Source organism: Pseudonocardia kongjuensis (assembly GCF_039526905.1).
Lineage (GTDB): Bacteria > Actinomycetota > Actinomycetes > Mycobacteriales > Pseudonocardiaceae > Pseudonocardia > Pseudonocardia kongjuensis.
The window spans coordinates 105,657-129,792 of record NZ_BAAAJK010000027.1; the positions used below are offsets into that span (position 1 = coordinate 105,657).

At 75.7% G+C, this 24,136-nt stretch carries 23 protein-coding genes; 11 read left to right on the forward strand and 12 right to left on the reverse strand.

The features are described 5' to 3' along the window. From ABD160_RS21775 to ABD160_RS21785, 3 genes are all read right to left on the reverse strand, one after another. The coding region (locus ABD160_RS21775; RefSeq protein ID WP_344025369.1) for an SDR family NAD(P)-dependent oxidoreductase at nucleotides 1–698 on the reverse strand (698 nt) is incomplete at its 3' end. Nucleotides 699–700: 2 nt separating this feature from the next. Then, nucleotides 701–1,510 carry an alpha/beta fold hydrolase gene (locus ABD160_RS21780; RefSeq protein ID WP_344025371.1) on the reverse strand — a complete coding sequence of 270 codons (810 nt, stop codon included), beginning with the start codon at nucleotides 1,508–1,510 and terminating at the stop codon, nucleotides 701–703. Nucleotides 1,511–1,589: 79 nt separating this feature from the next. Further along, nucleotides 1,590–2,627 (reverse strand): LLM class flavin-dependent oxidoreductase, encoded by a 1,038-nt coding sequence (locus tag ABD160_RS21785; protein WP_344025373.1) that lies wholly within the window; start codon nucleotides 2,625–2,627, stop codon nucleotides 1,590–1,592. 124 nt (nucleotides 2,628–2,751) lie between these two features. On the opposite strand from ABD160_RS21785, the gene ABD160_RS21790 reads away from it, so the two are divergent. Further along, entirely contained in the window at nucleotides 2,752–3,780 is a 1,029-nt protein-coding gene (locus ABD160_RS21790) for a phosphotransferase family protein (protein WP_344025375.1), read from the forward strand. A gap of 109 nt (nucleotides 3,781–3,889) precedes the next feature. Here ABD160_RS21790 and ABD160_RS21795 read toward each other — a convergent pair whose 3' ends face one another. Both ABD160_RS21795 and ABD160_RS21800 read right to left on the reverse strand, forming a co-directional pair. Continuing rightward, a complete protein-coding gene (locus ABD160_RS21795; RefSeq protein WP_344025377.1) occupies nucleotides 3,890–4,525 on the reverse strand; it encodes a maleylpyruvate isomerase family mycothiol-dependent enzyme in 636 nt (211 codons plus the stop codon). Nucleotides 4,526–4,854: 329 nt separating this feature from the next. Beyond that, complete coding sequence (locus tag ABD160_RS21800) at nucleotides 4,855–5,562, reverse strand: FadR/GntR family transcriptional regulator (protein WP_344025379.1); 708 nt, start codon at nucleotides 5,560–5,562, stop codon at nucleotides 4,855–4,857. Nucleotides 5,563–5,651: 89 nt separating this feature from the next. Here ABD160_RS21800 and ABD160_RS21805 point away from each other — a divergent pair, with 89 nt between their 5' ends. The 6 genes from ABD160_RS21805 (at nucleotide 5,652) to ABD160_RS21830 (ending at nucleotide 13,013) form a co-directional block, all read left to right on the forward strand. Continuing rightward, a complete protein-coding gene (locus ABD160_RS21805; protein WP_344025381.1) occupies nucleotides 5,652–6,446 on the forward strand; it encodes a (Fe-S)-binding protein in 795 nt (264 codons plus the stop codon). Further along, nucleotides 6,443–8,104, forward strand: coding sequence for a lactate utilization protein B (locus ABD160_RS21810; RefSeq protein WP_344025383.1), 1,662 nt, complete (start codon nucleotides 6,443–6,445; stop codon nucleotides 8,102–8,104). The genes ABD160_RS21805 and ABD160_RS21810 overlap by 4 nt, the downstream gene beginning before the upstream one ends. Continuing rightward, nucleotides 8,101–8,748, forward strand: coding sequence for a LutC/YkgG family protein (locus tag ABD160_RS21815; protein ID WP_344025385.1), 648 nt, complete (start codon nucleotides 8,101–8,103; stop codon nucleotides 8,746–8,748). The genes ABD160_RS21810 and ABD160_RS21815 overlap by 4 nt, the downstream gene beginning before the upstream one ends. Before the next feature lie 160 nt (nucleotides 8,749–8,908). Beyond that, on the forward strand, nucleotides 8,909–10,201 hold the full coding sequence (locus ABD160_RS21820) for an MFS transporter (RefSeq protein WP_344025387.1): 1,293 nt from the start codon (nucleotides 8,909–8,911) through the stop codon (nucleotides 10,199–10,201). Between the two features lie 71 nt (nucleotides 10,202–10,272). Further along, the gene (locus tag ABD160_RS21825; protein WP_344025390.1) at nucleotides 10,273–11,238 is read left to right on the forward strand and encodes a LysR family transcriptional regulator; all 966 of its coding nucleotides are present in this window, start codon (nucleotides 10,273–10,275) and stop codon (nucleotides 11,236–11,238) included. 32 nt (nucleotides 11,239–11,270) lie between these two features. Then, on the forward strand, nucleotides 11,271–13,013 hold the full coding sequence (locus ABD160_RS21830; protein WP_344025392.1) for an FAD-dependent monooxygenase: 1,743 nt from the start codon (nucleotides 11,271–11,273) through the stop codon (nucleotides 13,011–13,013). Nucleotides 13,014–13,040: 27 nt separating this feature from the next. On the opposite strand, the gene ABD160_RS21835 is transcribed toward ABD160_RS21830, so the two are convergent. Beyond that, nucleotides 13,041–13,622, reverse strand: a complete 582-nt coding sequence (locus tag ABD160_RS21835; RefSeq protein WP_344025394.1) for a TetR/AcrR family transcriptional regulator — start codon at nucleotides 13,620–13,622, stop codon at nucleotides 13,041–13,043. Between the two features lie 104 nt (nucleotides 13,623–13,726). Here ABD160_RS21835 and ABD160_RS21840 point away from each other — a divergent pair, with 104 nt between their 5' ends. Further along, nucleotides 13,727–15,172 (forward strand): cytochrome P450, encoded by a 1,446-nt coding sequence (locus tag ABD160_RS21840; RefSeq protein ID WP_344025396.1) that lies wholly within the window; start codon nucleotides 13,727–13,729, stop codon nucleotides 15,170–15,172. Between the two features lie 11 nt (nucleotides 15,173–15,183). On the opposite strand, the gene ABD160_RS21845 is transcribed toward ABD160_RS21840, so the two are convergent. Beyond that, entirely contained in the window at nucleotides 15,184–15,384 is a 201-nt protein-coding gene (locus ABD160_RS21845) for a hypothetical protein (protein ID WP_344025398.1), read from the reverse strand. A 74-nt stretch (nucleotides 15,385–15,458) separates the two neighbouring features. On the opposite strand from ABD160_RS21845, the gene ABD160_RS21850 reads away from it, so the two are divergent. After that, nucleotides 15,459–16,844 (forward strand): xylulokinase, encoded by a 1,386-nt coding sequence (locus tag ABD160_RS21850; protein WP_344025400.1) that lies wholly within the window; start codon nucleotides 15,459–15,461, stop codon nucleotides 16,842–16,844. Beyond that, nucleotides 16,841–17,614 carry an IclR family transcriptional regulator gene (locus ABD160_RS21855; RefSeq protein ID WP_344025401.1) on the forward strand — a complete coding sequence of 258 codons (774 nt, stop codon included), beginning with the start codon at nucleotides 16,841–16,843 and terminating at the stop codon, nucleotides 17,612–17,614. The genes ABD160_RS21850 and ABD160_RS21855 overlap by 4 nt, the downstream gene beginning before the upstream one ends. 49 nt (nucleotides 17,615–17,663) lie before the next feature. On the opposite strand, the gene ABD160_RS21860 is transcribed toward ABD160_RS21855, so the two are convergent. The 4 genes from ABD160_RS21860 to ABD160_RS21875 form a co-directional block, all read right to left on the reverse strand. Continuing rightward, entirely contained in the window at nucleotides 17,664–18,056 is a 393-nt protein-coding gene (locus tag ABD160_RS21860; RefSeq protein WP_344025402.1) for a type II toxin-antitoxin system VapC family toxin, read from the reverse strand. Further along, on the reverse strand, nucleotides 18,053–18,337 hold the full coding sequence (locus ABD160_RS21865; RefSeq protein WP_344025404.1) for an AbrB/MazE/SpoVT family DNA-binding domain-containing protein: 285 nt from the start codon (nucleotides 18,335–18,337) through the stop codon (nucleotides 18,053–18,055). The genes ABD160_RS21860 and ABD160_RS21865 overlap by 4 nt, the downstream gene beginning before the upstream one ends. Nucleotides 18,338–18,503: 166 nt before the next feature. Then, nucleotides 18,504–19,427 carry a beta/alpha barrel domain-containing protein gene (locus ABD160_RS21870; protein ID WP_344025406.1) on the reverse strand — a complete coding sequence of 308 codons (924 nt, stop codon included), beginning with the start codon at nucleotides 19,425–19,427 and terminating at the stop codon, nucleotides 18,504–18,506. Continuing rightward, on the reverse strand, nucleotides 19,424–20,656 hold the full coding sequence (locus tag ABD160_RS21875; RefSeq protein ID WP_344025408.1) for a CaiB/BaiF CoA transferase family protein: 1,233 nt from the start codon (nucleotides 20,654–20,656) through the stop codon (nucleotides 19,424–19,426). The genes ABD160_RS21870 and ABD160_RS21875 overlap by 4 nt, the downstream gene beginning before the upstream one ends. A gap of 116 nt (nucleotides 20,657–20,772) precedes the next feature. Between ABD160_RS21875 and ABD160_RS21880 the strand changes: the two genes are divergently transcribed. Next, entirely contained in the window at nucleotides 20,773–21,729 is a 957-nt protein-coding gene (locus tag ABD160_RS21880; protein ID WP_344025410.1) for a pseudouridine synthase, read from the forward strand. 116 nt (nucleotides 21,730–21,845) lie between these two features. On the opposite strand, the gene ABD160_RS21885 is transcribed toward ABD160_RS21880, so the two are convergent. After that, nucleotides 21,846–23,960 carry a hypothetical protein gene (locus ABD160_RS21885; RefSeq protein WP_344025412.1) on the reverse strand — a complete coding sequence of 705 codons (2,115 nt, stop codon included), beginning with the start codon at nucleotides 23,958–23,960 and terminating at the stop codon, nucleotides 21,846–21,848. Nucleotides 23,961–24,136: the final 176 nt, after the last annotated feature.

The window sequence follows — 24,136 nt, forward strand, 5'->3', positions numbered from 1 at the left end:
AGCCCGCCGTCGACCGCGACCGTCGAACCGGTCATGTAGGTCGCCCCGGCCACCATCCACACCACGTCCGCGATCTCCCCGGCCCGGCCGGGGCGGCCCAGCGGGATCCCGTCCACCACGGCGGCCCGCGAGCCCGCCGAGAGCCCGGCCGTCATCTCAGTGTCGACGAAGCCCGGCACCACCAGGTTGACCCGGACGCCGTCCGGTGCGAGCTCCATCGCCAGGGTCCGGGTGAGGCCGGCCAGGCCGGCCTTCGCCGAGCCGTACGCGGCGTCCCCCGGGTAGCCCCGCAACCCGACGACGGCCCCGATGTTGACGATCGACGAGCCCTCGCCGAGCAGCGGCCGGGCCGCCCGCGCGACCCGGAACGCGCCGGTCAGGTTGGTGGTCAGCACCTCGTCCCAGGCGTCGTCGCCGAGCCGTTCGAGCCGGCCGCCGCGGTGCACGCCGGCCGACTGGACCAGCACGTCGACCGAGCCGGCGGCCCGCTCGACGGCGTCCAGCGCGCGCCGCACCGAGTCCGCGTCACCGATGTCGGCCGGCACCGGGAGCACCCGGTCCCGGACCGCGGGCGGCCAGCCGTCCCGGTCCACCGACCGGGCCAGCACGTGCACGGTGTCCCCCTCGGCGAGCGCCCGGTCGACGACGGCGCGGCCGATCCCGCGGGAGCCGCCGGTCACCACCCAGGTCCGCCCCACCCTCAGCTCCCCGACCGGGCCAGGAACCCCAGGAGCTCGGTCCGGTAGGTCTCGCCGTCCTCCAGGAACGGCGCGTGCCCGACACCGCCGAACTCGACCAGCCGTGCGTCCGGGAACAGCGTGCGGGAGGCGGCGACCGCGTCGAACGACACGAAGCCGTCCTCCCGGCCGGCCAGCAGCAGGACCGGGACGTCCAGCGTCGGCAGGATCTCCCGCTGGTCGATGTGCGCGAGATCGCGCAGGGTGTCGCCGCACCGCGGGCCGGACTCCAGGAAGGCCAGCCAGATCGACTGCACGACGGGCTCCCCGACCGGTTTCGCGCAGACCGCCTCGGCGACGGCGCGGAAGGTGCCGGGCCGGTCCGCGGCGAGCCCGGCGAGTACGCCCTCGACGTCGTCCGGGGTGCCGCCGTACGGCCAGCCGTCGGCGGAGGTGTAGCGCGGCGTCGCCCCGCCGGTCAGCACCAGGCCGCCCAGGTTCGACCCGAGCCGGCGGGCCGCCTCGACGACCACGGCGCCGCCGAGCGACCAGCCGTTCAGCACCGGCTCGCGCAGCCCGAGGTGCTCGACGAGCGCGACCACGTCACCGGCGATCGCGCCGATCGAGGCGTCCGCGAAGTCGGCGTCCGACCGGCCGCAGGCGCGGTGCTCGATCGTGGTGACCGAGTGCCCGGCGGCGAGCAGCGCGGACAGCGTCGTGTCCCAGCAGCGCGCGTTCGCGGCCCAGCCGTGCACCAGCACCACCGGCCGCCCGGTCCCGGCGTGGTGCTCGTAGAACACCCGCTTGCCGTCCTCCACCTCGAGGAACGCCATCGTCGATCACTCCTTCTCGTCGTGTGCGTCGAGCTGCGTGTGCGGCCGCCGCCGTCCGTCGTCCGGTGCGGGCCGGGGATCAGGCCCGCAGCCGTTCGCGGACCGCCGGGACGACCTTGTCGGCCAGGTAGGCGATCCGCTCGGAGCCGCTGTCCACCGGCTCGCCGGGGAGCATCGCCCAGAAGTGCACGTCCCGGATCTGCGGTGTCGCGGCGAGCAGCCCGCTGAAGTGGGTCACCGCCATCTCGGCGTCCATCAGCTGGTAGGCGCCCGCCTCGACGATCTGCGCCGGATCGGTGAACCGCGGCACCTCGTCCGGCGGGCCGAACGCGCCCCAGGAGATGTACTCGTTGAGCTGGTAGAGCGCGTGCTGCCCGATCCGGGACCACACCCGCTCCGGGTCCTCGGCGACGATCGCCCACTGGCCGGCGTAGATCCGGGCGTCGGCGACCGGGCGGCCGAGCCGCTCCAGGGCGTCGAGGTAGCTGCGGTGGTGCGCGTTCTGGGTGGACAGGAAGCCGTCGCCGATCCGGGCGGCCCGCTCGATCGCCACGTCGGCCATCGCCCCGACCAGCAGCTGCGGCGGCGTCTCCGGGACCGGGGTGACCGGCAGCGGCGGCAACCGGTAGCGGCGGCCCTGGTAACCGGCCGCGGAGCCGGACCACGCCTGCCGGATCACCTCCACGCCCTCCTCGAGCAGGCTCGGCCGCTGGGTGACCTTCCGGCCGAACGCCTCGAACTCGCGGACCCAGTAGCCCTGCCCGACGCCGAGATCGAACCGGCCGCCGGACAGCAGCGACAGCGTCGCCGAGTCCTCGGCGAGCCGCACCGGGTCGTGCAGCGGGGAGACGATCAGGTTGGTCCCGATCCGCATCCGCGACGTGCGCTGCGCGATCGCCGACGCGAGCACGAACGGCGACGGGCTGTAGCCGTCGTCGCAGAAGTGGTGCTCGGTCAGCCACACCGAGTCCAGGCCCTTCTGCTCGGCCCAGGAGATCTGGTCGAGCACCTCGGCGTAGAACGAGCCGAAGGGCCGGTCCGGGACCGGATTGCGGAAGTCGTACCAGAGCCCGAAGGCCGGACCGGTACCGGCGGAGGTCTCGCGCACGCTGGTCATGGCGGCACCCTGGTCGCCGGGGTGGGCGCTGTCACCCCCCGGCCGGCCGCCGCGTTGTCGACTCCGCCAAACCGGACGGCCGCGCCCCCGCGACAGCCGGGCGGACCGGCCGTAACGTCACCCGGTGTCCCTCGCCGATACCGTCGATCTCACCGCACTGGCCCGCTGGGGCGACCGTACCGGGCTGACCGGTCCGATCTCCGACGTCCGGCCGGTCGGCGGCGGCACCCAGAACGTCGTGCTCCGGCTGACCTGGGGCGACCGGGACCTGGTGCTGCGCCGCCCGCCCGAGCATCCGCGGCCCGGCAGCAACGCCACCATGGCCCGGGAGATCCGGGTGCTGTCCGCGCTGGCCGGCACCGGCGTGCCGCACCCGGGTTTCGTCGCCGGCTGCACCGACACCGACGTCCTCGGCGTCGTGTTCTACCTGATGGACGCCGTCGACGGCGACAATCCCGGCGCGTCCGTCGGCTCGCTCTACCGCACCGGCCCGAGCGCCCGCCGGGCCGCGGCACTGGACACCGCGACCGCGCTGGCCCGGCTCGCCGCGGTCGACCACGAGGCGATCGGGCTCGGCGACCTCGGCCGGCCGGCCGGGTTCCTGGAACGGCAGGTGCAGCGCTGGCTGGACCATCTCGCGTCCTACGACGGGGTCCCCGGCTACCCCGGGCACCGGCTCCCGCACATCGACGAGCTCGCCGCCTGGCTGCGGGCGCACCGCCCCGAGCAGTCCCGGCCCGGCCTGGTGCACGGCGACTACCACCTCAACAACGTGCTGCTCGATCCGGTCGAGCCGCGGGTCGCCGCGATCGTCGACTGGGAGATGTGCACGGTCGGCGATCCGCTGCTCGACCTCGGCTGGCTGCTCGTCACCTGGCCGGACCGCCCCGGCCCGCTCGCCGGCGCCGCGCTCGCCGAGCTCGGCGGCCTCCCGGAGCCCGCCGAGCTGGTCGAGACCTACGCCCGCGGCTCCGACCGGGACCTGTCCGCGATCGACTGGTACACCGTGCTCGCCGGGTTCAAACTGGCCATCGTCATCGAGGGGACGCACGCCCGCGCGCACGCCGGGCAGGCCGATCCGGCGACCGGGGACCATCTGCACCGGGCCGCGGTCGACCGGCTGGAACACGTGGCACGGCTGGCCGGACTCTGACCACCCGCCCGGCCCCGCCCCGGCCCCGCCCTTCGCACGGGTTCGCTGCGTTCGCACGGGATCGGATCCCGTGCGAACGCAGCGAACCCGTGCGGATCCGGCCGGCGGCTCAGCCGATCCGCTCACCCAGGACCTCGACACCGGGTCCGGCCAGGCGATCCAGCACGGCGGGCCGGCCGCAGGCCGCGACGAGCAGGTCGATGCCGCGGCCACGGATCTCGGCGCCCTCGCCGTGCGCGAACCCCGCGTCGTCGGCGACGAAGCGCAGGCCCGCCAGCCTGCGCCGGGTGGTGAACCCGGTCGGCGCCCGCCCGACGACGTGGTCGAGCCCGAGCCGCACGTCCGCCGGATCCGGGTCGTACAGGATCCCGAGCGGCACCGCGATGTCGGCGGTGTGCACGAGCGAGTCGGTCATCGGGCCGCGCGGGCCGGTGCCGGGCGGGGAGAACCGGCTGTCGGCCCGGTCCCGCAGGGTCGCGACGATCTCCGGCACCGGGCGCTCCGCCACCCGCCGGGCCGCCTGGTCGATGGCCCGGTCGACGTCGCCGCGGGCCCGGACCATCGCGAGCAGCAGCCCGGGCAGCGACATCGTCAGCACCGAGGCGACGTGCCCGGCGACCGTCCGCACGTCCCAGCCCGCGCAGAGACTCGGGGCTGCGAGCTGGTCCGCGTCGAGCGACTCGACCAGATCGGCGAGGGCGCGCCGGTTCCGGGCCGACACCGCGACGACCGCGTCCTGCGACATGGAGCTCCCCCTCGATCCGCGGGGCGGGAGCCTAGCGCGCGCGGCCCGGACCGGCCGTCACCAGCACCGCCGACCCGACCAACCGCGGTCGCGGTCGCGGCGCACCCACCCGGCCCGCAGCGCCGCACCCACCAGCCGCTCACGCCGACTCCCCGCCCGACCGCGGTGCCGACCCACCCACCCGACCGGCAGCGCCGACCCACCCACCCGACCGGCAGCGCCAACTCACCCACCCAACCGGCAGCGCCAACTCACCCACCCAACCGGCAGCGCCAACTCACCCACCCAACCGGCAGCGCCAACTCACCCACCCAACCGGCAGCGCCAACTCACCCACCCAACCGCCCGTGGAACGCGCGGATGTGCGCCTCGATCAGGTCCGCCGCGACCACCCCGTCCGCACCGGACAGTGCGGCGTGGATCTCCCGGTGCTCGGCACGCAGCCGGTCCCGCAGCGCCGGCCAGTCCCCCTGCTCCCGCATCGCCCCGAGCAGGAACCCGCGCACCGACTCCCGGATCGCCACCGTCAGCTCGTTGACCAGCCGGTTCCCGGCGGCGCCCGCGATGGCGACGTGGAAGGCGATGTCGGCGTCGCTGAACTCCTCGGGCCCGAGATCGGCGTCCATCTCGTCCAGCGCGGCGGCCATCGTCAGCAGGTCGGCGGCGGAGCGGCGGCGGGCGGCCAGCTCGGCGGAGAACCGCTCCAGCATCACCCGGGCCTCGGTCACGTCGTCCACCGGGAAGGAGTCGACGGCCAGGTGCAGCGCCAGCACCCGCCCGAGTGCGCGCGCCGGGGCCGGGACGACCACCGTGCCCGAGTCCGCGCCCGTCCCCACCTGGGAGCGGATCACGCCCTGGGCCTGCAGCACCCGCAGCGCCTCGCGCACCGCCTGCCGGCTCGCACCGAGCTGCGCCGCCAGCTCGCGCTCCGGCGGGAGCCGGTCGCCGGGGCGCCACTCCCCCGTCGTCAGGCGGCCCACGACGTGCTCCAGCACCATCTCGTAGGTGGCCGGGCGCGCCCTGCGGGTGTCGGTCACGTCGTCCCCCGAACTTGTGTGTGGTCCGACCATATCGCTACCTTGGTCCGACCACACATACCTCCGCCCACCACTTCCACGGAGGCGCCATGCCACGCGTCGGCCTGATGGTCACGTGCCTGAACGACACCCTGTTCCCGGACACCGGCAAGGCCGTCGTCACCCTGCTGCGCAGGCTAGGGGTCGACGTCGGTTTCCCCGCCGCGCAGACCTGCTGCGGCCAGCCGATGGTGAACACCGGCTACTTCGACGAGGCCGTCCCGCTGGTGCGCAACCACCTCGACGCGTTCGCCGGGTACGACGCGGTGATCGCGCCGTCCGGCTCCTGCGCCGGTTCGGTCCGCCACCAGCACGGGCTGGTCGCCGAGCGTTCCGGCGATCCGGGGCTGGTCCGCGCCGTCGGGGACGCCCCGCCGGTCTACGAGCTGTCCGAGTACCTCATCGACGTGCTCGGCACGGTCGACGTCGGCGCGTACTTCCCGCACCGGGTCACCTACCACCCGACGTGTCATTCGTTGCGGATGCTCGGCGTCGGTGACCGGCCGACCCGGCTGCTCGGCGCCGTCCGCGGCCTCACCCTGCTCGATCTGCCCGGCGCCGCGGAGTGCTGCGGCTTCGGCGGGACGTTCGCGGTGAAGAACGCCGAGACGTCGATCGCGATGGGCAACGACAAGGCCCGGCACGTCCGGGAGACCGGCGCCGAGGTGCTGGTGGCCGGGGACAACTCCTGCCTGATGCACGTCGGCGGGCTGCTGTCCCGGCAGCGCTCCGGGCTCCGGGTGATGCACCTCGCCGAGGTGCTCGCGCAGACCGAGCCGGTGATCTCCGACGCCGGCCGGGCGGCGGACCGGCGCTCGGTCGGCAGCGCGGGGGTGACGGCGTGAGCGGCACCTTCCTCGGCACCCCGGCGTTCCCGGCGGCGGCCCGCACCGCACTGGGCGACTCGCAGCTGCGCCGCAACCTCGCGCACGCCACCGGCACGATCCGCACCAAGCGGGCCGGTGTGGTCGGCGAGGTCGACGAGTGGGAGCAGCTGCGGCTGGCCGGCGCGGCGATCAAGGAGCGGGTGCTGCGGCACCTGCCCGACTACCTGGAGCAGCTGGAGCGGTCGCTGACCGCGGCCGGCGCCACCGTGCACTGGGCGCGCGACGCGGCGGAGGCGAACGCGATCGTCGTCGGGATCGCGCAGCGGCACGGCACCGACGAGGTCGTCAAGGTCAAGTCGATGGCGACCCAGGAGATCGAGCTCAACGAGGCGCTGGAGGCCGCGGGCATCCACGCCTGGGAGACCGATCTCGCCGAGCTGATCGTGCAGCTCGGCGACGACCTGCCCAGCCACATCCTGGTGCCCGCGATCCACCGCAACCGGGCAGAGATCCGGGAGATCTTCCTGCGCGAGATGGGCCGGGCCGGGCGGGCCGCGCCGGACGACCTGACCGACGAGCCGAAGCAGCTCGCCGCGGCGGCCCGGGCGCACCTGCGGGAGAAGTTCCTGCGGGCGAAGGTCGCGGTGTCCGGGGCGAACTTCGCGGTCGCCGAGACGGGGACGCTGACCGTCGTCGAGTCCGAGGGCAACGGCCGGATGTGCCTGACGCTGCCCGAGGTGCTGGTGTCGGTGGTCGGCATCGAGAAGGTGCTGCCGACGTTCGCCGACCTGGACGTGATGCTCCAGCTGCTGCCGCGCAGCTCCACCGGCGAGCGGATGAACCCCTACACCTCCACCTGGACCGGCGTCACCCCCGGCGACGGGCCGCAGGAGGTGCACGTGGTGCTGCTGGACAACGGCCGCACCGACGTCCTCGCCGACCCGACCGGGCGGCAGGCGCTGCGCTGCATCCGCTGCTCGGCCTGCCTGAACGTCTGCCCGGTCTACGAGCGCACCGGTGGGCACGCCTACGGCTCGGTGTACCCGGGCCCGATCGGCGCGATCCTCACCCCGCAGCTGCGCGGCGTCGGCTCGGACCCGCAGACCGACTCGCTGCCCTACGCGTCCAGCCTGTGCGGGGCCTGCTTCGAGGTGTGCCCGGTGCGGATCGACATCCCGGAGGTGCTGGTGCACCTGCGCGGCGAGGTGGTCGCCGAGCACCGGCGGACGTCCCGGCTGCCGTCGCTGCAGGACGTCGCGATGAAGGCGGCGTCCTGGACGCTGTCGTCGGCGGCGCGCACCGAGCGGGCCGAGAAGGCCGCCGGGCTCGGTGGCCGGCTCGTGGCACGGATGGTGCGGCACGACCCGGGCGGGCGGACGGTGCTGGGCGCGGTGCCCGGCCCGGCGGGTGCCTGGTCGGACTCGCGGGACGTGCCGGTGCCGGCCGGGGAGTCCTTCCGGACCTGGTGGGAGCGGACGGACGGCGGTCGTAGCCGGACCACCGACACCGACGGCGGTCGTAGCCGGACCACCGACACCGACGGCGGTCGTAGCCGGACCACCGACACCGACGGCGGTCGTAGCCGGACCACCGACACCGACGGCGGTCGTAGCCGGACCACCGACACACCCACCGCCACACCCACCGACGGCGACGCCGAGGGAGGCCGGTCGTGAGCGCGCGCGAGGCGATCCTGGGCAGGGCCCGCCGGGCCCTGTCCGACGTGCCGGACGTCGAGCCGGTGCTCGACGTCCCGGTGGTCCGGCCCGCCCCGGCCCGGGACCTGACGCACGAGCAGGTGGTGGACCTGTTCGACGAGCGGGTCGCGGACTACCGGGCCGTGGTGGAGCGGGCGTCGGCGGCGTCGGCGGCCGGGGCGGTCGCCGGTGCGCTGGCCGGCCGGGAGCCGCTCGCCGGGAGCGGGCCGCTGCGGGTCCTGGTGCCGGCGGGTTTCCCGCCGGAGCTGGTGCCGGACGGGATCGAGGTGGTCGTGGACGGCCCGGACGTCGCGGTGTCCGAGCTGGACCGCTGCGACGGCGTGCTGTCGACGGCCGCGGTCGGCATCGCCGAGACCGGCACGATCATCCTGGACCACGGCCCCGGTCAGGGCAGGCGGGCCGCGACCCTGGTCCCGGACCTGCACGTCTGCGTGGTCCGGGCCGACCAGGTCGTCGCGGGGGTGCCGGAGGCGGTCGCCGGGCTGGACCCGGTCCGGCCGCACACCTGGATCAGCGGGCCGAGCGCGACCAGCGACATCGAGCTGGACCGGGTCGAGGGCGTGCACGGGCCGCGCACCCTGCACGTCGTGATCGTCGGCTGATCCGTCCCGGCCGAGGACGATAGCCGCAGAGCTATCGCCGATCGGCGGAATTCGTCTTGGACCTCTCACCCGGCCCGCCCTAGCGTCCCTTCCGTCACCGAGACGGTCATGCGCGGCGAATCCGGCACTCCCGGTGCCGCCGGGAATCAGGGGTGCACTGGTGGGTACGACGTCGTACGGGCCGGGACCGGCCACCGCAGCCGGCGAGTTCCGACGGAGCTGGCCGGCGCTGATCGGAGCGACGATCGGCATCGGGTTCGGGATCGGTGGGTTCACCTTCTACACCAACGGCCTGTTCATCCCGAGCCTGGAGGCCGAGTTCGGCTGGTCCCGGACGGCGCTGTCGTCGGTGCCGCTGTTCGGCTACCTGGTGCACATCGTGGTGCTGCCGTTCGTCGGGTCGCTGGTCGACCGGTTCGGCGCCCGGCTGCCCGGCGTGCTCGGGCTGCTCGCGCTGGCCGCCGGGTACTTCGCGCTCGCCGAGATCGGGCCGACCTTCACCGGCTTCCTGCTGCTCTGGACGCTGATCTACCTGATGTCGGCGACGTCGACACCGGTCAGCTTCACCCGCACCGTCAACGAACGGTTCGACCGGGCGCGCGGGCTGGCGCTGGGCATCGCGCTGGGCGCGAACGGGTTCCTCGCCTTCCTGGTACCGCTGACCCTCGGCACGCTGATCGCCGACGACTGGCGGTGGGGCTACCGGGTGCTCGCGATCGCGGTGCTGGTCGCGACCGTCGTCGTGCTGCTCCTGGTGCCCGGCCGGGACGCCGCGGCCCGGGCCGGCGCCACCCCGGCGACCGGCGACCGGCTGCCGATCGGGTCGCTGGTGCGCAGCAGGCTGTTCTGGCAGGTGGCGACGTCGTTCCTGGTCGTGTCGCTGGCGGTCGGCGGGATGGCCGTGCACCTGGTGCCGCTGCTGCGCGACAACGGCGTCGACGCCGGCAGCGCCGCCTCGGTCGCCTCGCTGGTCGGCATCGCCGTCATCGTCGGCCGGCTCGGCGCCGGGTACCTGGTGGACCGCATCTTCGCGCCCCGGGTGGCCGCGGGCGTCGTCGTCGTGGCCGCGGCCGGGTTCCTCGCGCTCGCGGTCGGCGGACCGGCGTTCGCCCCGCTCACCGCGATCGGGGTCGGGCTGGCGCTCGGCGCCGAGATCGACTTCATGAGCTACCTGACCGCCCGGTACTTCGGCATGCGGCTCTACGGCCGGATGATCGGCGTGTTCTACGGGTTCTTCCTGCTGGGCATCGGGTCCAGTCCGCTGCTGATCTCCACCCTGCGGGACCTGACCGGCACCTACACGCTGTCCCTGTTCACCTCGGTCGCGCTGCTCGTCGCCGCCGCCGCGATCTTCCTGACGATGCCCCGGTTCCCGGTGCCCGCCGGTGCCGGCCCGGCCGACGACGACACCCGCGACCCGGCGGGCGGCGCGACCGGCCGGCAGCCCGCGTGAGGACGGGCCGGACGGCTTGCGCCCCGGCCCGGCAGGTGCTGGCATGACGGCCGGACAGCCGGGAGGTGGGCGTGCGCGAGGAGTCCGCGGTGCCGGATCCGTCCGGGCGGGTGACGATCGACCCGCGGATCTCGCTGCAGAAGCTGGAGATCCTCTGCCTGGTGGTGGAGCTGGGCGGGGTGCACGCCGCGGCGGACCGGCTGTTCGTCAGCCAGCCCGTCGTGAGCGCGCACCTCAAGCTGCTGCAGCAGCGGGTCGGCCTGGAGCTGCTCACCCGGCGCGGCCACCGGCTGGTGCTGACCGAGGCCGGCCGGCACGTGCACGCCTGGGCGCAGGAGGTGCTCAGCCGTCGCTCCGCGCTGGAGCGCGACCTGGGTGACCTGGCGGCCGGCCGCGGCGGCACCGTCACCGTGGCCGCCAGCATGACGGTCGGCAGCTTCCACCTGCCTCCGGTGCTGACCGCCTTCGGCCGGTCCCGGCCGGACGCCCGGGTCACCCTGCTCGTGTCCGATCCGGAGTCGGCGCTGCGGCGCACCGAGACCGGCGAGTGCGACTTCGCGGTGCTCGTCACCGACCAGCCGGTCGATCCGGCGCTGTTCGAGGGCGAGCAGGTCGGCGAGGACGAGTTCGTGCTGGTCGCGGCGCCGGACAGCGACCTGCCCGACGAGCTGCCGGTCGCCGCGCTCGGCGGGATCCCGGCGGTCTGCCCGCCGCCGAACGTCGCCGTCCGCCGGCTGCAGGACGCCGAGCTGCGGCTGGCCGGGCTGGCCGGGCGGCCGATCGGGATGGAGCTGGGCAGCGCCGAGGCGATCAAGCACGCCGTGGCCGGCGGGCTGGGTGTCGCGCTGCTGTCCCGCGCCGTCGTCGCGGCCGATCTCGCGGCCGGCGTGCTGCGCGAGATCCGGCTGCGCGGGGTGCGGCTGCGCCATCCGGTCACCCTGGTCCGCCGGCGGGACCGGCGGCTCACCCCGGTCCAGCGGCAGCTGACCGAGGAGATAGCCAGAAAGCTATCGCCGGGTCAGGACAATCGTCTTTGAACTGTCGCCGACGCGCTCCTACCGTCCGGAGCATGAGCGATCACGCAGGTTCCCCGGTCGTGGTGGTCGGCGCCGGGCCGGTCGGCATGACCCTGGCGCTGGATCTGGGCTCCCGGGGCGTCCCGGTCGTCGTCCTGGAGCAGAGCCTGCACACCACCGGGAACCCCCGGTGCAACACCACCAACGCGCGCTCGATGGAGTACTTCCGGCGGCTCGGCATCGCCGACCGGATCCGCCGGGCCGGGCTGCCCGGCGACCACCCGACCGACGCCGTGTACACGACGAGCATCCACGGCCACGAGCTCACCCGGTTCCGGTTCTCGTCGTCGGACGAGGTGTTCGCCGGCACCGCGCCGGAGGCCGCGGACTGGCCGACGCCGGAGCTGCAGCACCGCATCTCGCAGATCTACCTGGAGCCGATCCTGGCCGACGAGCTGGCCCGGCTGCCGAGCGTCCGGGTGCAGCGCGGCATCCGGGTGACCGGCTGCACCCAGGACGCCGACGGCGTCACCGTGCACGGCACCGACACGACGACCGGCGAGCCGGTCGTGCGGACCGGTGCGTACGTGATCGGCTGCGACGGCGGCGCGAGCACCGTGCGCCGGGCGATGGGCGCCCGGTTCGAGGGCGATCCGCGGGTCGGCGACCGGCGGATGTCGATCCACTTCCGGTCCACCGAGCTGACCATGCCCGGCCCCCGTCCCGGCTGGTGGTACTGGTGGCACGGCGAGCACCACCGCGGCGCGTTCATGCAGCTCGACGGCCGGTCGGAGTACGTGTGCCACGCCCGCGTCCCGGACGGCCAGGACCTCGACACCGCCGATCCGGAGCTCGCCCTGCGGGAGGCGATCGGCCGCGACGTCGAGCACGAGGTGCTCGGCGTGGTCCGCTGGACCCCGCGCCGGCTGATCGCCGACACCTTCCGGACCGGCCGGATGCTGCTGGCCGGCGACGCCGCGCACATCTGGGTCAACCTGGGCGGGTTCGGGATGAACGCCGGGATCGCCGACGCGATCGGGCTCGGCTGGCGGTTGGCCGCCCTGCACCACGGCTGGGGCTCCCCCGCCCTGCTCGACCACTACGACCTGGAACGCCGTTCGGTCGGCACCGCGACCTCGCGGGCGGCGGCGTCGATCGGGAACTACATCGAGGACGCGCTGGCCGATCCCGTGCTGCGCACGGACACCCCGGCCGGGGCGGCGCTGCGCGCCCGGACCGGCGCCCGGTTGCAGGAGATCGACCGGCAGCAGTGGTACAGCACCGGGATCCAGCTCGGCACCCGCTACACCGGCTCCCCCGGGATCGCCGACGACGACCACCCCGGCACCGACACCGACACCGGCGGCCCGGCGGCCGCGGCCGGCGATCCCACCCGGAACACCGGAACCACCGCGAGCACCGGGGCCGACGGGACCGGCCGCACGGCCCCCGGCGCGATGGGGTCCTACCTGCCCGGCGTCGAACCGGGCGCCCGGCTGCCGCACCACCGGCTGGCCGACGGCGGCGTGGTGTTCGACCGGCTCGGCCCGGACCTCACCCTGCTGCGGATCGGCCCCGACGCCCCGGCCGGGCACGGGCTGGTGGACGCGGCGGCCGAGCTGGGGGTGCCGCTCACCGTCGTCACGCTGCCCGCCGAGGCGGCACGCAGCTACAGCCGGCCGCTGGTGCTGGTCCGGCCGGACATGCACGTCGCCTGGTCCGGTTCCGCCGGGCCGGACCGCCCGGCGGCCCTGCTGGCCCGGCTCTGCGCCCGCGAGCAGCCGGTCCGGGCCTGAGCGACCGCTCCGGGCCCGGGCTGCCGGTCAGCCGCGCTGCTCCGCGCCGAGGATCCGCAGCACCACGGTGGCGACGTCCCCGGCGACCCGGTCCGGCGTCCCGCCGGGCAGCACCAGATGGCTGACCACCAGCCGGGACGCGGTGGCCGCGGCGAGCCGGACGTCGGCGTCGGGCAGATCGGGCCGGACGCGGCGCAGGAAGCCGGCCGCCCGGTCGGTGGCCGCGTCGACGATCGGGCCCGAGCCGCTCCCGAACGCCGACGGCACCGCGGCCTCGCCGGTCAGCAGCGCCGTGACCAGCGGATTGCGCGCCGCCTCGGTGAGCGCGGCGTGCACCGCGGCGACCCAGGCCGCGTGCAGGTCGGATTCGCCGTCGAGCGCGGTCTCGATCCGGTCGAGGAACCGGCCGGTCGCGCGCAGCACGAGCGCCGCGGCCAGCCCGTCGCGGTCGCCGAACTCGCTGTAGAGGGTCTGCCTGCTCACCCCGACCCGGCGGGCCAGCTCCGGCATCGACGGGCGGTCCCCGGCGACGGCGAGCTGCTCGGCGACGTCGAGCACCTCGGCGCGCAGGTCGTCGCGCGCCCGCCGGGCCATCGTCCGCCGCTCCACGCGCCGATCCTGGACCGTGCGCCGGTTTCCGTCAATCGAGTGGACAGTTATCCGAGAACTGTCTAACGTCCGGTGTCCGGTGGTCGCAGCGAGGAGGCACGCCCGTGAGCCTGGTCCAGCACGCCCGTGAACGGTGGTCGTCGGTGCTCGCCCTGCCGGCGCCGGAGCGGGTCGACGGCGCCCTGCTCGCCGCGGCGACCGGCCGCCGGCCGGCGCCGTTCGGCCCGGTCCCGGCGGGACTGCGCGAGGTCCCCGGTGACGCCGGGGCGCCGCTGCTCGGCCACGCGCTCGCCTACGTGCGGTTCGGGCACCGCTTCACCCGGGCCCGCACCGAGGCGCTCGGGCCGGTCTGGTGGATGCGCAGCCCGGCCGGCCGGGCGATCGTGGTGACCGGGCCGGCCGCGAGCCGCGAGGTGCTGACCAACCGGGACAAGGCGTTCTCCCAGGAGGGGTGGCGGGCGACCGTCGGCGCGTTCTTCCACCGCGGGCTGATGCTGCTCGACTTCGACGAGCACCGCGCGCACCGGCGGATCATGCAGGAGGCGTTCACCGCGGACCGGATCGAGGGCTACGTCGCCACCACCACCCCGGTGCTGCGGGAGGTCATGGCGACCTGGCCCGCCGAGCTGCGGCTCTACCCGGCGCTCAAGCGGCTCACCCTCGACGTCGCGCAGAAGGTCTTCATGGACGGCCGGTCCGGGCCGGAGGCCGAGGCCGTCAACACGGCGTTCGTGGACTGCGTGCGCGCGGCGAACTCGTTCGTCCGCCGGGACCTGCCGGGCACCCGGTGGCGGCGCGGGCTGCGCGGGCGGGCGCTGCTGGAGGACTGGTTCCGGTCCAACCTGGAGGCCAAGCGGGCGGGCGGCGGCGACGACCTGTTCTCCGCGCTGTGCCACGCGCGGGCCGACGACGGCGAGCGGTTCACCGACGACGACGTCGTCAACCACATGATCTTCCTGATGATGGCGGCGCACGACACCTCGACGACGACGGCCGCCTCGGCCGCCTTCCATCTCGCCCGCAACCCGTACTGGCAGGACCGCTGCCGCGCCCAGTCCGACGCGCTGGCCGCCCGGATCGGCGACGCGGTGCCCACCGTCGCCGACCTGCGCTCGCTCACCGACATCGACCTGGTGATCCGCGAGGCGCTGCGGATGGACGCGCCGGTGCCGGTCGTCATGCGGACCGCGGTCACCGACACCGCCGTCGCCGGGCACCACGTGCCGGCCGGGACCCGGGTCGTCGTCGCGCAGGCGGTCAACCACTACGACCGCTCCTGCTGGAGCGACCCGGAGACCTTCGATCCGGACCGGTTCGGCCCGGACCGGCGCGAGGACCGCAGCGACCGGGACGCCTGGATCCCGTTCGGCGGCGGCGTGCACAAGTGCATCGGCCTGCACTTCGGCACGCTCGAGGTCACCGCGATCCTGCACGAGATGCTGCAGCGCTTCCGCTGGACCGTCGCCACCGACCACCGGCTGCGCTGGGACAACACCTCGCTGCCGGTGCCGGTCGGTGGGATCCCGGTCACGCTGCGCCCGCGCGGCTGACCGGCCGGCGGCTACCGGTCGTCGTCGTCCTCGGCGGCGTTCCACCGCTCGTCGCGGCGGTCCTCCTCCTCGGTCCGCTCGCGGGCGATCTCCAGCGCGCGCGCCGCGGTCGCCCGGTCCGGGTAGGGGCCGAGCCGGTCGGCGGCGCGGCAGCCCTCCAGCGGCTCCACCGTGTTGTGCCGGAGGCAGTAGAACCATTGCTCGTCGCTCATCGGTCCAGCCTGGCACCGGGACCCGGTTGCGCGCTGCCCGCCGCGCCGGTGGCCCGCGATGGCAGGGTGTGCGCATGGCTCTGGTGCTCGGGGTGGACTCGTCCACCCAGTCCTGCAAGGTCGTCGTCCGTGACGCCGACTCCGGCGAGCTGGTCCGGTCCGGCCGGGCCGCCCATCCGGACGGCACCGAGGTCGCGCCGCAGGCGTGGTGGGACGCGCTGCAGACCGCCGTCGACGACGCGGGCGGCCTGGACGGGGTGTCCGCGCTCGCCGTCGCGGGCCAGCAGCACGGCATGGTCTGCCTGGACGGCTCCGGCGGGGTCGTGCGGGACGCGCTGCTGTGGAACGACACCCGCTCCGCCGCGGCCGCGGCCGCGCTGGTCGAGGAGATCGGCGCCGAGGGCTGGGCCGGCGCGACCGGGGTGGTGCCGGTCGCGTCGATCACGCTGGCGAAGCTGCGCTGGCTGGCCGGTGCCGAGCCGGAGCACGCGGCCGCCACCGCGGCGGTGTGCCTGCCGCACGACTGGCTCACCTGGCGGCTGCGCGGCGCACCCGGGCTGGACGAGCTGGTCACCGACCGGTCCGACGCGTCCGGCACCGGCTACTTCGACGGCCGCGACTACCGGCCCGACCTGCTGGAACACGGATTCGGCCGGACGCCGGTGCTGCCCAGGGTGCTGGGCCCGGCGGAGTCGGTGGAGGGGCCCGGCGGGATCGTCGTCGGGGCCGGGGCGGGCGACAACGCGGCCGCCGGGCTGGGGGTCGACGCCGGCGACGACGTCGTCGTCTCGCTCGGCACGTCGGGCACCGTGTTCGCCCGGTCCGCGCGGCGCGCCCAGGACCCGTCCGGCATCGTGGCCGGCTTCTCCGACGCGACCGGCGCCTACCTGCCGCTGATCGCCACCCTGAACGCCTCCCGGGTGCTGGACGCGACCCGCAGGCTGCTCGGCGTCGACCACGACGAGCTGGGCAGGCTCGCACTGGCCGCCGAGCCGGGTGCGGGCGGGCTGGTCGTCGTCCCGTACCTGGAGGGCGAGCGGACGCCGAACCTGCCCGACGCGACCGGTGCGCTGCACGGCTGGACGCTCGCCTCCGGCACCCGGGAGAACCTGGCCCGGGCCGCCGTCGAGGGCATGCTGTTCGCCCAGCGGGTCGGCCTGGAGGCGCTGCGCGCGCAGGGCGTGTCGGTGACCGGGGTGACCCTGGTCGGCGGGGCCGCCCGGTCCGAGGCGGTCTGCCGGATCGCCGCGCAGGTGTTCGAGGTGCCGGTCCGGGTGCCCGAGCCCGGCGAGTACGTCGCCGACGGCGCCGCCCGGCAGGCCGCCTGGGCGCTGCGCGGCGGCCCCACGCCACCGGTCTGGACCGCCGCCGGGGAGCCCGCCCGGTACGAGCCGGAGCCGGCCCCGGACGCCTGGGAGCGCTACCGCGCGGCGGCCGAGCGGTTCCTGGAGCGCGGATGAGCTCCGAGCCGGCCGGGCGCACCCCGCTGCTGGTCCTCGGCAAGATCACCGACATCCTGGACGCGTTCACCCTGCAGGCCCCGGTGCTCAGCCTGGGCGAGATCCAGCAGGCGACCGGGCTGCCGACCTCGACCGTGCAGCGGCTGGTGTCCAACATGGTCGCCGCCGGGATGCTGGACCGGGTCGGCGACCGGGTCCGGATCGGGGTGCGGATGGCCTACTGGGCGGGTGCCGCCGCCCGTGGCGCCGATCTGCTGGAGCTGGCCGTCCCGGTGCTGCGCGAGCTGCGCGACACCACCGGTGAGACGGCCACCCTGTTCCGCACCGAGCGCGGGCTGCGGGTCTGCGTCGCGATGGCCGAGACCCGGCACGCGCTGCGCCGCGAGATGCACGTCGGCAAGATCGCCCCGCTGCACACCGGTTCGGCCGGCCGGGTGCTGCTGGCCTGGGACGACGCGCTCGCCGGGCGGGTGCTCGCCGGGCCGCTGGAGACGATCACCGACCACACCGTGACCGATCCGGGGGCGCTGCGGGCGCTGCTCGCCGGGACCCGCCGGGACGGGTTCGCCATCACCACCGCCGAGCGCGACGACGGCGGCTCCGGCCTGGCCGCGCCGGTGTTCGACCAGGCGGGTGCGGTCGCGGCCGCGCTGACGGTGAGCGGCCCGACGATCCGGCTCACCCGGGAGCGCTGCGAGCAGCACGTCGATCTGCTGGTCGGCGCCGCCGAGCGGCTGACCCGCACGCTCGGCGGCCGCCCGCCCGGTTGAGTTTCGGCTGGTCGCTGCAGCAGTCGGCGCGCCGGCCGAGGGCACGGTTCTAGCGGATGGCGATGACCTCGACGTCGAGGTCGAGCCGGGTCCATGCCCGGTCGGCGGTGATCGCCGGGCCCTCGAGGCGGGCGGCCAGGGCCAGGCAGCAGCGGTCGCCCAGGGACAGCACGGCAGTGTGGGTGGCCGGCCACAGCTTCGCCGCCGCGGTGGCGTCGGCGGCGTCGAGAGGTTCGATGCGGATCCCGAGGGTGCGCAGCCGGGTCACCGCCCGGTCGGCGTGGACGCCGTGCTGGGCGAGTTTCTGGTGGACCTCGGCGAGGTTGACCGCGGACAGCACGGCGCCGGTGACGTGGCCCTCGACGACGTCGGCGCCGGGTTCGGCGCGCAGCCACGCCAGCACGGCGGAGGCATCCAACACCGCCGGACCCGTGCCACTCATCGGGCGTCCTCGCCGGCGGCCTCGACGCGACGCTCGGAGATCAGCTCGTCGGCCACCGAGGTGTCGGGGTCACCGGTCCAGGACTCGGCGATCTCACGACGCATCCGGTCGAGGAGCTGTTCTCGGGTCTCCAGCACGACACGTCCGTCCTCGACCGACAGCAACAACGTCGATCCTGCGGTCATCCGGAGATCCCGACGGATCTGCGCCGGGATGAGGATTCGACCATCCCGGTTGACGATCACCTCGGATGATCCGCCCTCATGCACCTGGTCCGACATCTGGACAGGCTAGCAGCCACGACCTACCACAATCTGTCAGAGACAGGTGCAGTCTGACGATCCACCGACCCGACCTGCAGACCTGGCTCCTACGCAACAGCTGAGCAGGATCCACGCCTGCGCCCGGCCCGGGCCACATCCGGCCGGCCCGTCCCGAGCCCGCAGGTCAGTCCCGCGGCCCGGCCGTCCACGGGAACGCGGCGGCCCGCGACCGCACCCCCTGCGCGGCCCGGGAGCGGTTCGGCTCCCCCAGCTCACCCAGCAGGTCCTCGGCCTCGGTGACCAGCCCGGCCAGCACCGCCGGCGTCAGCCAGTCCGGGCGCAGCGCGAACAGCAGGTCCTCGGTGGCGGTGTTCCCACTGGCCCCGGGCGCGAACGGGCAGCCGCCCAGCCCGCCCAGGGCGCCGTCGAGCAGCGTCGCCCCGGAACCGACGGCGGCCAGCGCGTTCGCCACGCCCTGCCCCCAGGTGTCGTGGCCGTGGAAGCCGATCCGGCGGCCGTCGGCGAGCCCGGCGACCCGCTGCACCAGCGCGCCCACCTCGGACGGCACGGCCTGGCCGAGCGTGTCGCAGACGATCACGTCGCAGGAGCCGGCGGTCCGCGGGTCGGCGACGATCGCGGCGACCCGGTCCGGATCGACCGGGCCGTCGAACGGGCAGCTGAACGCGGTCGCCAGGCACAGCTGGATCCGGCCGCCGGCGTCGAGCGCGAACCGCACGGCGTCCGGCATGGCGGCCAGCGACACCTCGGTGTCCCGGCCGATGTTGGCGTTGTTGTGGGCGTCGGAGACCGAGAAGCAGTACTGGACGTTCCGGGCACCGGCGGCGAGCGCCTTCTGCACGTGCCGGGGCGTCGCGACCCACACCCAGCAGCGGTCGAGCTCCTCGGGGGTGAGCGCGGCGACCACGTCGAGCGTGTCGGCCAGCGGCGGCACCAGGTCGCCGCGGGCCAGCGAGCCGATCTCCAGCTCCGGCACGCCCGCCGCGAGCAGCGCCCGGACCAGCTCGACCTTGCGCCCGGTGGGCAGCGGCTTCCCGGTGAGCTGCAACCCGTCGCGCAGGGTCACGTCGCGCAGCACGATCCCGCTCACGAGTCCTCCCCCGCGGCCGCCCGGATGGTCTCCGCCGGGTAGCCCAGCAGGCCGCCCAGCACGTCCTCGGTGTCGGCGCCCAGATCGGGCCCGACGTGGCGGACCGGCACCGAACGGCCGTCCAGCACCGGGACGACGCCCGGGAACCCGACCCGGGCGGGAGCCTCGCCACCGGTGTCGACGTCGAAGTACTGGACCATGTCCCGGGCCCTGAACTGCTCGTCGGCGACGATGTCGGCGGCCGAGTAGATCGGCCCGGCGGGCACCCCGGCGGTCTCCAGCTCGGCCAGCACCCGGTCCCGCGGCAGCGACCGGGTCCAGGTCTCGATCGCGCCGTCCAGCTCGTCACGGCGCGCCCAGCGACCGGCGTTCGACGTCAGGTCGGGTGCCTCGGCGAGGTCCGGCCGGCCGATCACCCGCATGAACCGGCCGTAGATGGAGTCGCTGTTCCCGGCGATGACGACGCTGCCGCCGTCGCCGCAGACGTAGGCGTTGGACGGGGCGATGCCCTCCATCCGGCCGCCGACCCGGCGCCGCTGCACGCCGTAGGCGAGATGGTCGGGCACCAGCGACTCCATCATCGAGAAGACGGCCTCGTTGAGCGCGACGTCCATCGACCGCCGGTTCAGCGGCGGCCGGTCGCTGCTCGACTCCCGCTGGTAGAGCCCCATCACCGCGGAGAACGCGCCGTAGAGGCCGGCGATCGAGTCGCCGATCGACACCCCGGTGCGCGACGGCGGCCGGTCCGCCTCCCCCACCAGCGCGCGCAGTCCGCCCATCGCCTCGGCGACCGCGGCGAACCCGGGCCGGGCGGCGAGCGGGCCGGTCTGGCCGAACGCGGAGATCCGGACCAGCACGACGTCCGGGTTGACGGCGTCCAGCTCGGCCGGGCCGAGACCCCACTTCTCCAGCGTGCCCGGCCGGAAGTTCTCCAGGACGACGTCGGAGCGGGCGGCCAGGTCCAGCACCGCCTGCCGGCCCGCGTCGCTGCGCAGGTCCAGGGTGATCGACCGCTTGCTGCGGTTCAGCGTCCGGTACAGCATCGAGGTGTCCCCGGCGTAGAGCCGCCAGTTCCGCAGCTCGTCGCCGGTCCGGGGGCGCTCGACCTTGATCACGTCGGCGCCGAAGTCGGCGAGCAGCCGGCCCGCGGTCGGCGCCGCGATGTAGTTGCCCAGCTCCAGCACGCGGACACCGGACAGCGGCAGTCCGTCCGCGGTCACGTCGGACACGGTTCCTCCTCGAACGACAGTCGACCCACATCATGAAGTACGCCCCACGATGCGAGCAAGCCTCGCCGGGCTCCCCCGGGAGCAGACCACAGCGGCGCGACGTAGGCTCCGGAACCGTGAGATCCCGCTCCGGCCGGCGGCGCGCCGCGCGGGAGGTGTCGCCACTGCCCGCCCGCGACGGCCTCGATCCCGCGCGGCTGCGCACCCCGCCCGCCGGGACGTGGCCGACGATGCGCGCGCACCTCGTCGCGCGGCTGCCGCACGTCGATCCGGCGGCGATCGACGCGAAACTGGCCGCCGGGGAGATCGTGACCGCCGCCGGGCCGCTGCGCCCCGACTCGCCGTTCACCCCGTCGACCACGCTGTGGCTGCACCGCGAGGTGCCCGACGAGGCGCCGGTGCCGTTCCCGCTGGAGGTGCTGCACGCCGACGACGACCTGGTCGTCGTCGACAAGCCGCACTTCCTGGCGACCATCCCGCGCGGCAGCCACGTCCGGCAGACGGTGCTGGTGCGGCTGCGCCACGAGCTGGGCCTGCCCGGGCTCAGCCCGGCGCACCGGCTGGACCGGGCCACCGCCGGGGTGCTCCTGCTGGTGGTGCGGCCCGAGCTGCGCGGCGCCTACCAGACCCTGTTCGCCACCGGCCGGGTCACCAAGACCTACGAGGCGCTCGCGCCGCACGATCCCGCGCTGGAGCTGCCGCGCACCGTGGTCTCCCGGATCGTGAAGCGGCGCGGGGTGTTCGCGGCCGTCACCGAGCCGGGCGAGCCGAACGCCGAGACCCGCATCGAACGCGACGGGCACCGCGACGGCGTCGCCCGGTACCGGCTATTCCCGCGCACCGGGCGGACCCACCAGCTGCGGGTGCACCTCGCCGGGCTCGGCGTGCCGATCCTCGGCGACGACGTGTACCCCGAGCTGCGCCGGCGCACCGACGGCGACTTCACCCGCCCGCTGCAGCTGCTCTCCCGGTCGCTGGAGTTCGACGACCCGCTCACCGGACGGCGGCGGCGCTTCGTCAGCCGCCGCACCCTGCAGGCCTGGGACGATCCGGCCGGGTGGGCCGGGGGGTGACCTCCGCGCCCGCCGCGGCGCCGCCGCCCACGCAAACCCGCAGGCAGCCCGCGCCGAGCCCCGGCCGGGCCACGCGGATCCCGCACCGACGCGAGCCGGCGGGAGGCGGCCGGGGATCAGCCGACGTTGCGCCCGCCGTCGCCGTTGAGGCGATGCCCACCACCGTGCCCGTTGAGCGCGGCACCGTTCACCGGCGGCGCAGGCGGCGGCGGGTCCTCGGCGGCGCGGTGCCGCCCTTCCCGCAGGCCGCGCTGGTAGCTCGCCAGCCGGCTCCGGACGCGGTCGGGCTGCCGCTCCCGCGATCCGCTCGGCTGGGCGCCGTTCGGGGTGTCCCGCCAGGACGGCGGCACCATGGCCTGCCCGGGCAGCCGCTGCGGGAGCCCCTGGGCGGTGGTCGGGAGGTCGACCACCCGGTCGGCGCGGATGCGCGCGGCGTCGAACTCGGTGTCCCCGGGGGTGCGCCAGTTGCCCGACGTCGCGGAGCCGCCCGGCTGCCCGTCGGTTCCCGCGGGTGCGCTGGGCTCCCGGAACCAGGCCGAGGCGACCGCCGCGAAGATCGGCGTGTCGTCGACGTCGTCCACGGCCACCGGAACCTCCGAATCGAACGGACCGAACAGCTCCACCGGCGGGGTGCCCTCCGCAGCGGTGAGAGGTAGTGCCTCTGTGACGGGTGGATCGTCCGGGCCGTCCGGGCCCGGCGGCCGGGCGCCGTTGCGCGGCCCGGCGGGTGGCGGTCCGCCCTGCGGCGGGGGCCCCTGCGGCGGTGCGCCCTGGGGCGGCCCGGGCGGAGGGGGCGGGACCGTGCCGAAGGCGACACCGGCGCGGGCGGCGTCCGCGCGCGCGGCCTCGGCCTGCGGATCGGGCTGCGGGCCCGGCCGGGACGGCGCGTTCTGCGGGGCCGGACCACTCTGCTGGGACAGCGCGCCCTGCGGCAACGGCCCGTTCTGCTGGAACGGGGCGTTCTGCTGCGACGGCCCGTTCTGCTGGGACAGGGCGTCCACCTGCTCGGCGGGCTGCCGGACCGGCCACTGCGCACCGGACCCGTTGCGCTGGTCCGGGGCACCGAACGGGGTGGCCGCGGCGATCCCGGGCGGCCGCCCCGGCGCCCCGCGCTGCGGCAGGTCCCCCGCCGCCGGCACGCCACGCTGCGGCAGGTCCGCCGCGGGCACGCCGCGCTGCGGCAGGTCACCGCCGGACGGGGGCCGCGGCAGATCACCCTCCGGGCCACCACGGTGCTCGACGGCGGGCGGGCCGGACCGGACCGGATCGGTCCCGGCCGGGTCCCCGGGCCGGGGGGCCGTGCTCGCGGCCGAGAGCGGCGGCCAGCTCGGCACCTGCTCCTCGGCCGGGGCCGGACGCGGCTCCTGCTGCTGCGGCGGCCACGGCGCCTCACCGGCCGCCGACGGCGAGTGGTGCAGTGCCGCGGTCGGCCCGGCCTCCTGCTCGCGGGCCGGCTCCGGCGGCGCGGGCTGCTCGCCCTGCGGCCCGCCGTGCACCACCGACGACGGCAGGTGCAGGACCGCGATCGGCGACACGCCGGTGGTCCCGGCGGGCCCGCGGACGCCGAGCCGGGCGCCGATCGTGCGGGCCAGCCGGGCGGCGACGTGCAGGCCGATCTCCTGCGGCGCGACCGGGCCGCCCGGGGTGGCCGTGGTCAGCGCCCGGTCCAGCTCGTCGATCGGGGTGAGGTGGCGCGGCGGCTGCGCGCACTGCAGCTCGACGACCAGGCCGCCGTCGGGGCCCCAGCGGCTGTGCAGCTCGAGCCGCTCCCCCGGCGGCGTCGATCCGGCGGCGTGCGCGAGCAGCTCGGCGAGGATCTGGCCGAGGACGGTCTCGGCGGCGGCGTCCAGCGCGATGCTGGGGGTGGGCGGGACGACGGTGCGCGACGCGGCCTCGCTCGACGCGACCACCGCGTTCAGCGCCTGCCCGAGCGGGGTGGGCGGCGCGGCGAGCCGGGGGCCGCGCGGGGACCCGGCCAGGACGAGGATGTGGTCACCGTCGCGGGCGCCGCGCCGGGCGGCGGCGGCCAGCTCCGCCAGGTCGGCGAGTGCGCCGGGGCGCAGCTCACCGCTGCGCAGCCGTTCGGTCAGGAGCTGCTGGCGCTCGGACCGGGCCCGCAGCCGGTGTGCGATCGCGGCCAGCACCGCGTCGCCCCCGGCGCCGTCACCCGGCCCGCCCGGTGGATCCTGCCCCGGACCGGACCGGCTGTACGGCGGGTCGTCTCGCGCCACGCGATCGTCCTCCGAACGGCTGGTACGACGCCCGGTTCCGGACGTCGCGCACCCGGCCCGCTGCGGGATCGGGCCGGGAACGGTCGATCACGAAGACTACTCAGGCGGTTGCGCTTTCGCCCGCCCCGATGCGGTGGGCGGTGGACCGCGGAGGGGCGGGCGGCGCGGGCCCGGCC

Excerpts from the sequence above, each read along its gene's own strand:
- ABD160_RS21845 (WP_344025398.1), bottom strand. The coding sequence starts at position 15,384 with ATGAGCGACGAGCAATGGTTCTACTGCCTCCGGCACAACACGGTGGAG.
- ABD160_RS21865 (WP_344025404.1), bottom strand. The coding sequence starts at position 18,337 with ATGTCGGACCAGGTGCATGAGGGCGGATCATCCGAGGTGATCGTCAAC.
- ABD160_RS21855 (WP_344025401.1), top strand. The coding sequence starts at position 16,841 with ATGAGCTCCGAGCCGGCCGGGCGCACCCCGCTGCTGGTCCTCGGCAAG.
- ABD160_RS21795 (WP_344025377.1), bottom strand. The coding sequence starts at position 4,525 with ATGTCGCAGGACGCGGTCGTCGCGGTGTCGGCCCGGAACCGGCGCGCC.
- ABD160_RS21780 (WP_344025371.1), bottom strand. The coding sequence starts at position 1,510 with ATGGCGTTCCTCGAGGTGGAGGACGGCAAGCGGGTGTTCTACGAGCAC.
- ABD160_RS21860 (WP_344025402.1), bottom strand. The coding sequence starts at position 18,056 with ATGAGTGGCACGGGTCCGGCGGTGTTGGATGCCTCCGCCGTGCTGGCG.
- ABD160_RS21805 (WP_344025381.1), top strand. The coding sequence starts at position 5,652 with ATGCCACGCGTCGGCCTGATGGTCACGTGCCTGAACGACACCCTGTTC.
- ABD160_RS21830 (WP_344025392.1), top strand. The coding sequence starts at position 11,271 with ATGAGCGATCACGCAGGTTCCCCGGTCGTGGTGGTCGGCGCCGGGCCG.
- ABD160_RS21850 (WP_344025400.1), top strand. The coding sequence starts at position 15,459 with ATGGCTCTGGTGCTCGGGGTGGACTCGTCCACCCAGTCCTGCAAGGTC.
- ABD160_RS21785 (WP_344025373.1), bottom strand. The coding sequence starts at position 2,627 with ATGACCAGCGTGCGCGAGACCTCCGCCGGTACCGGTCCGGCCTTCGGG.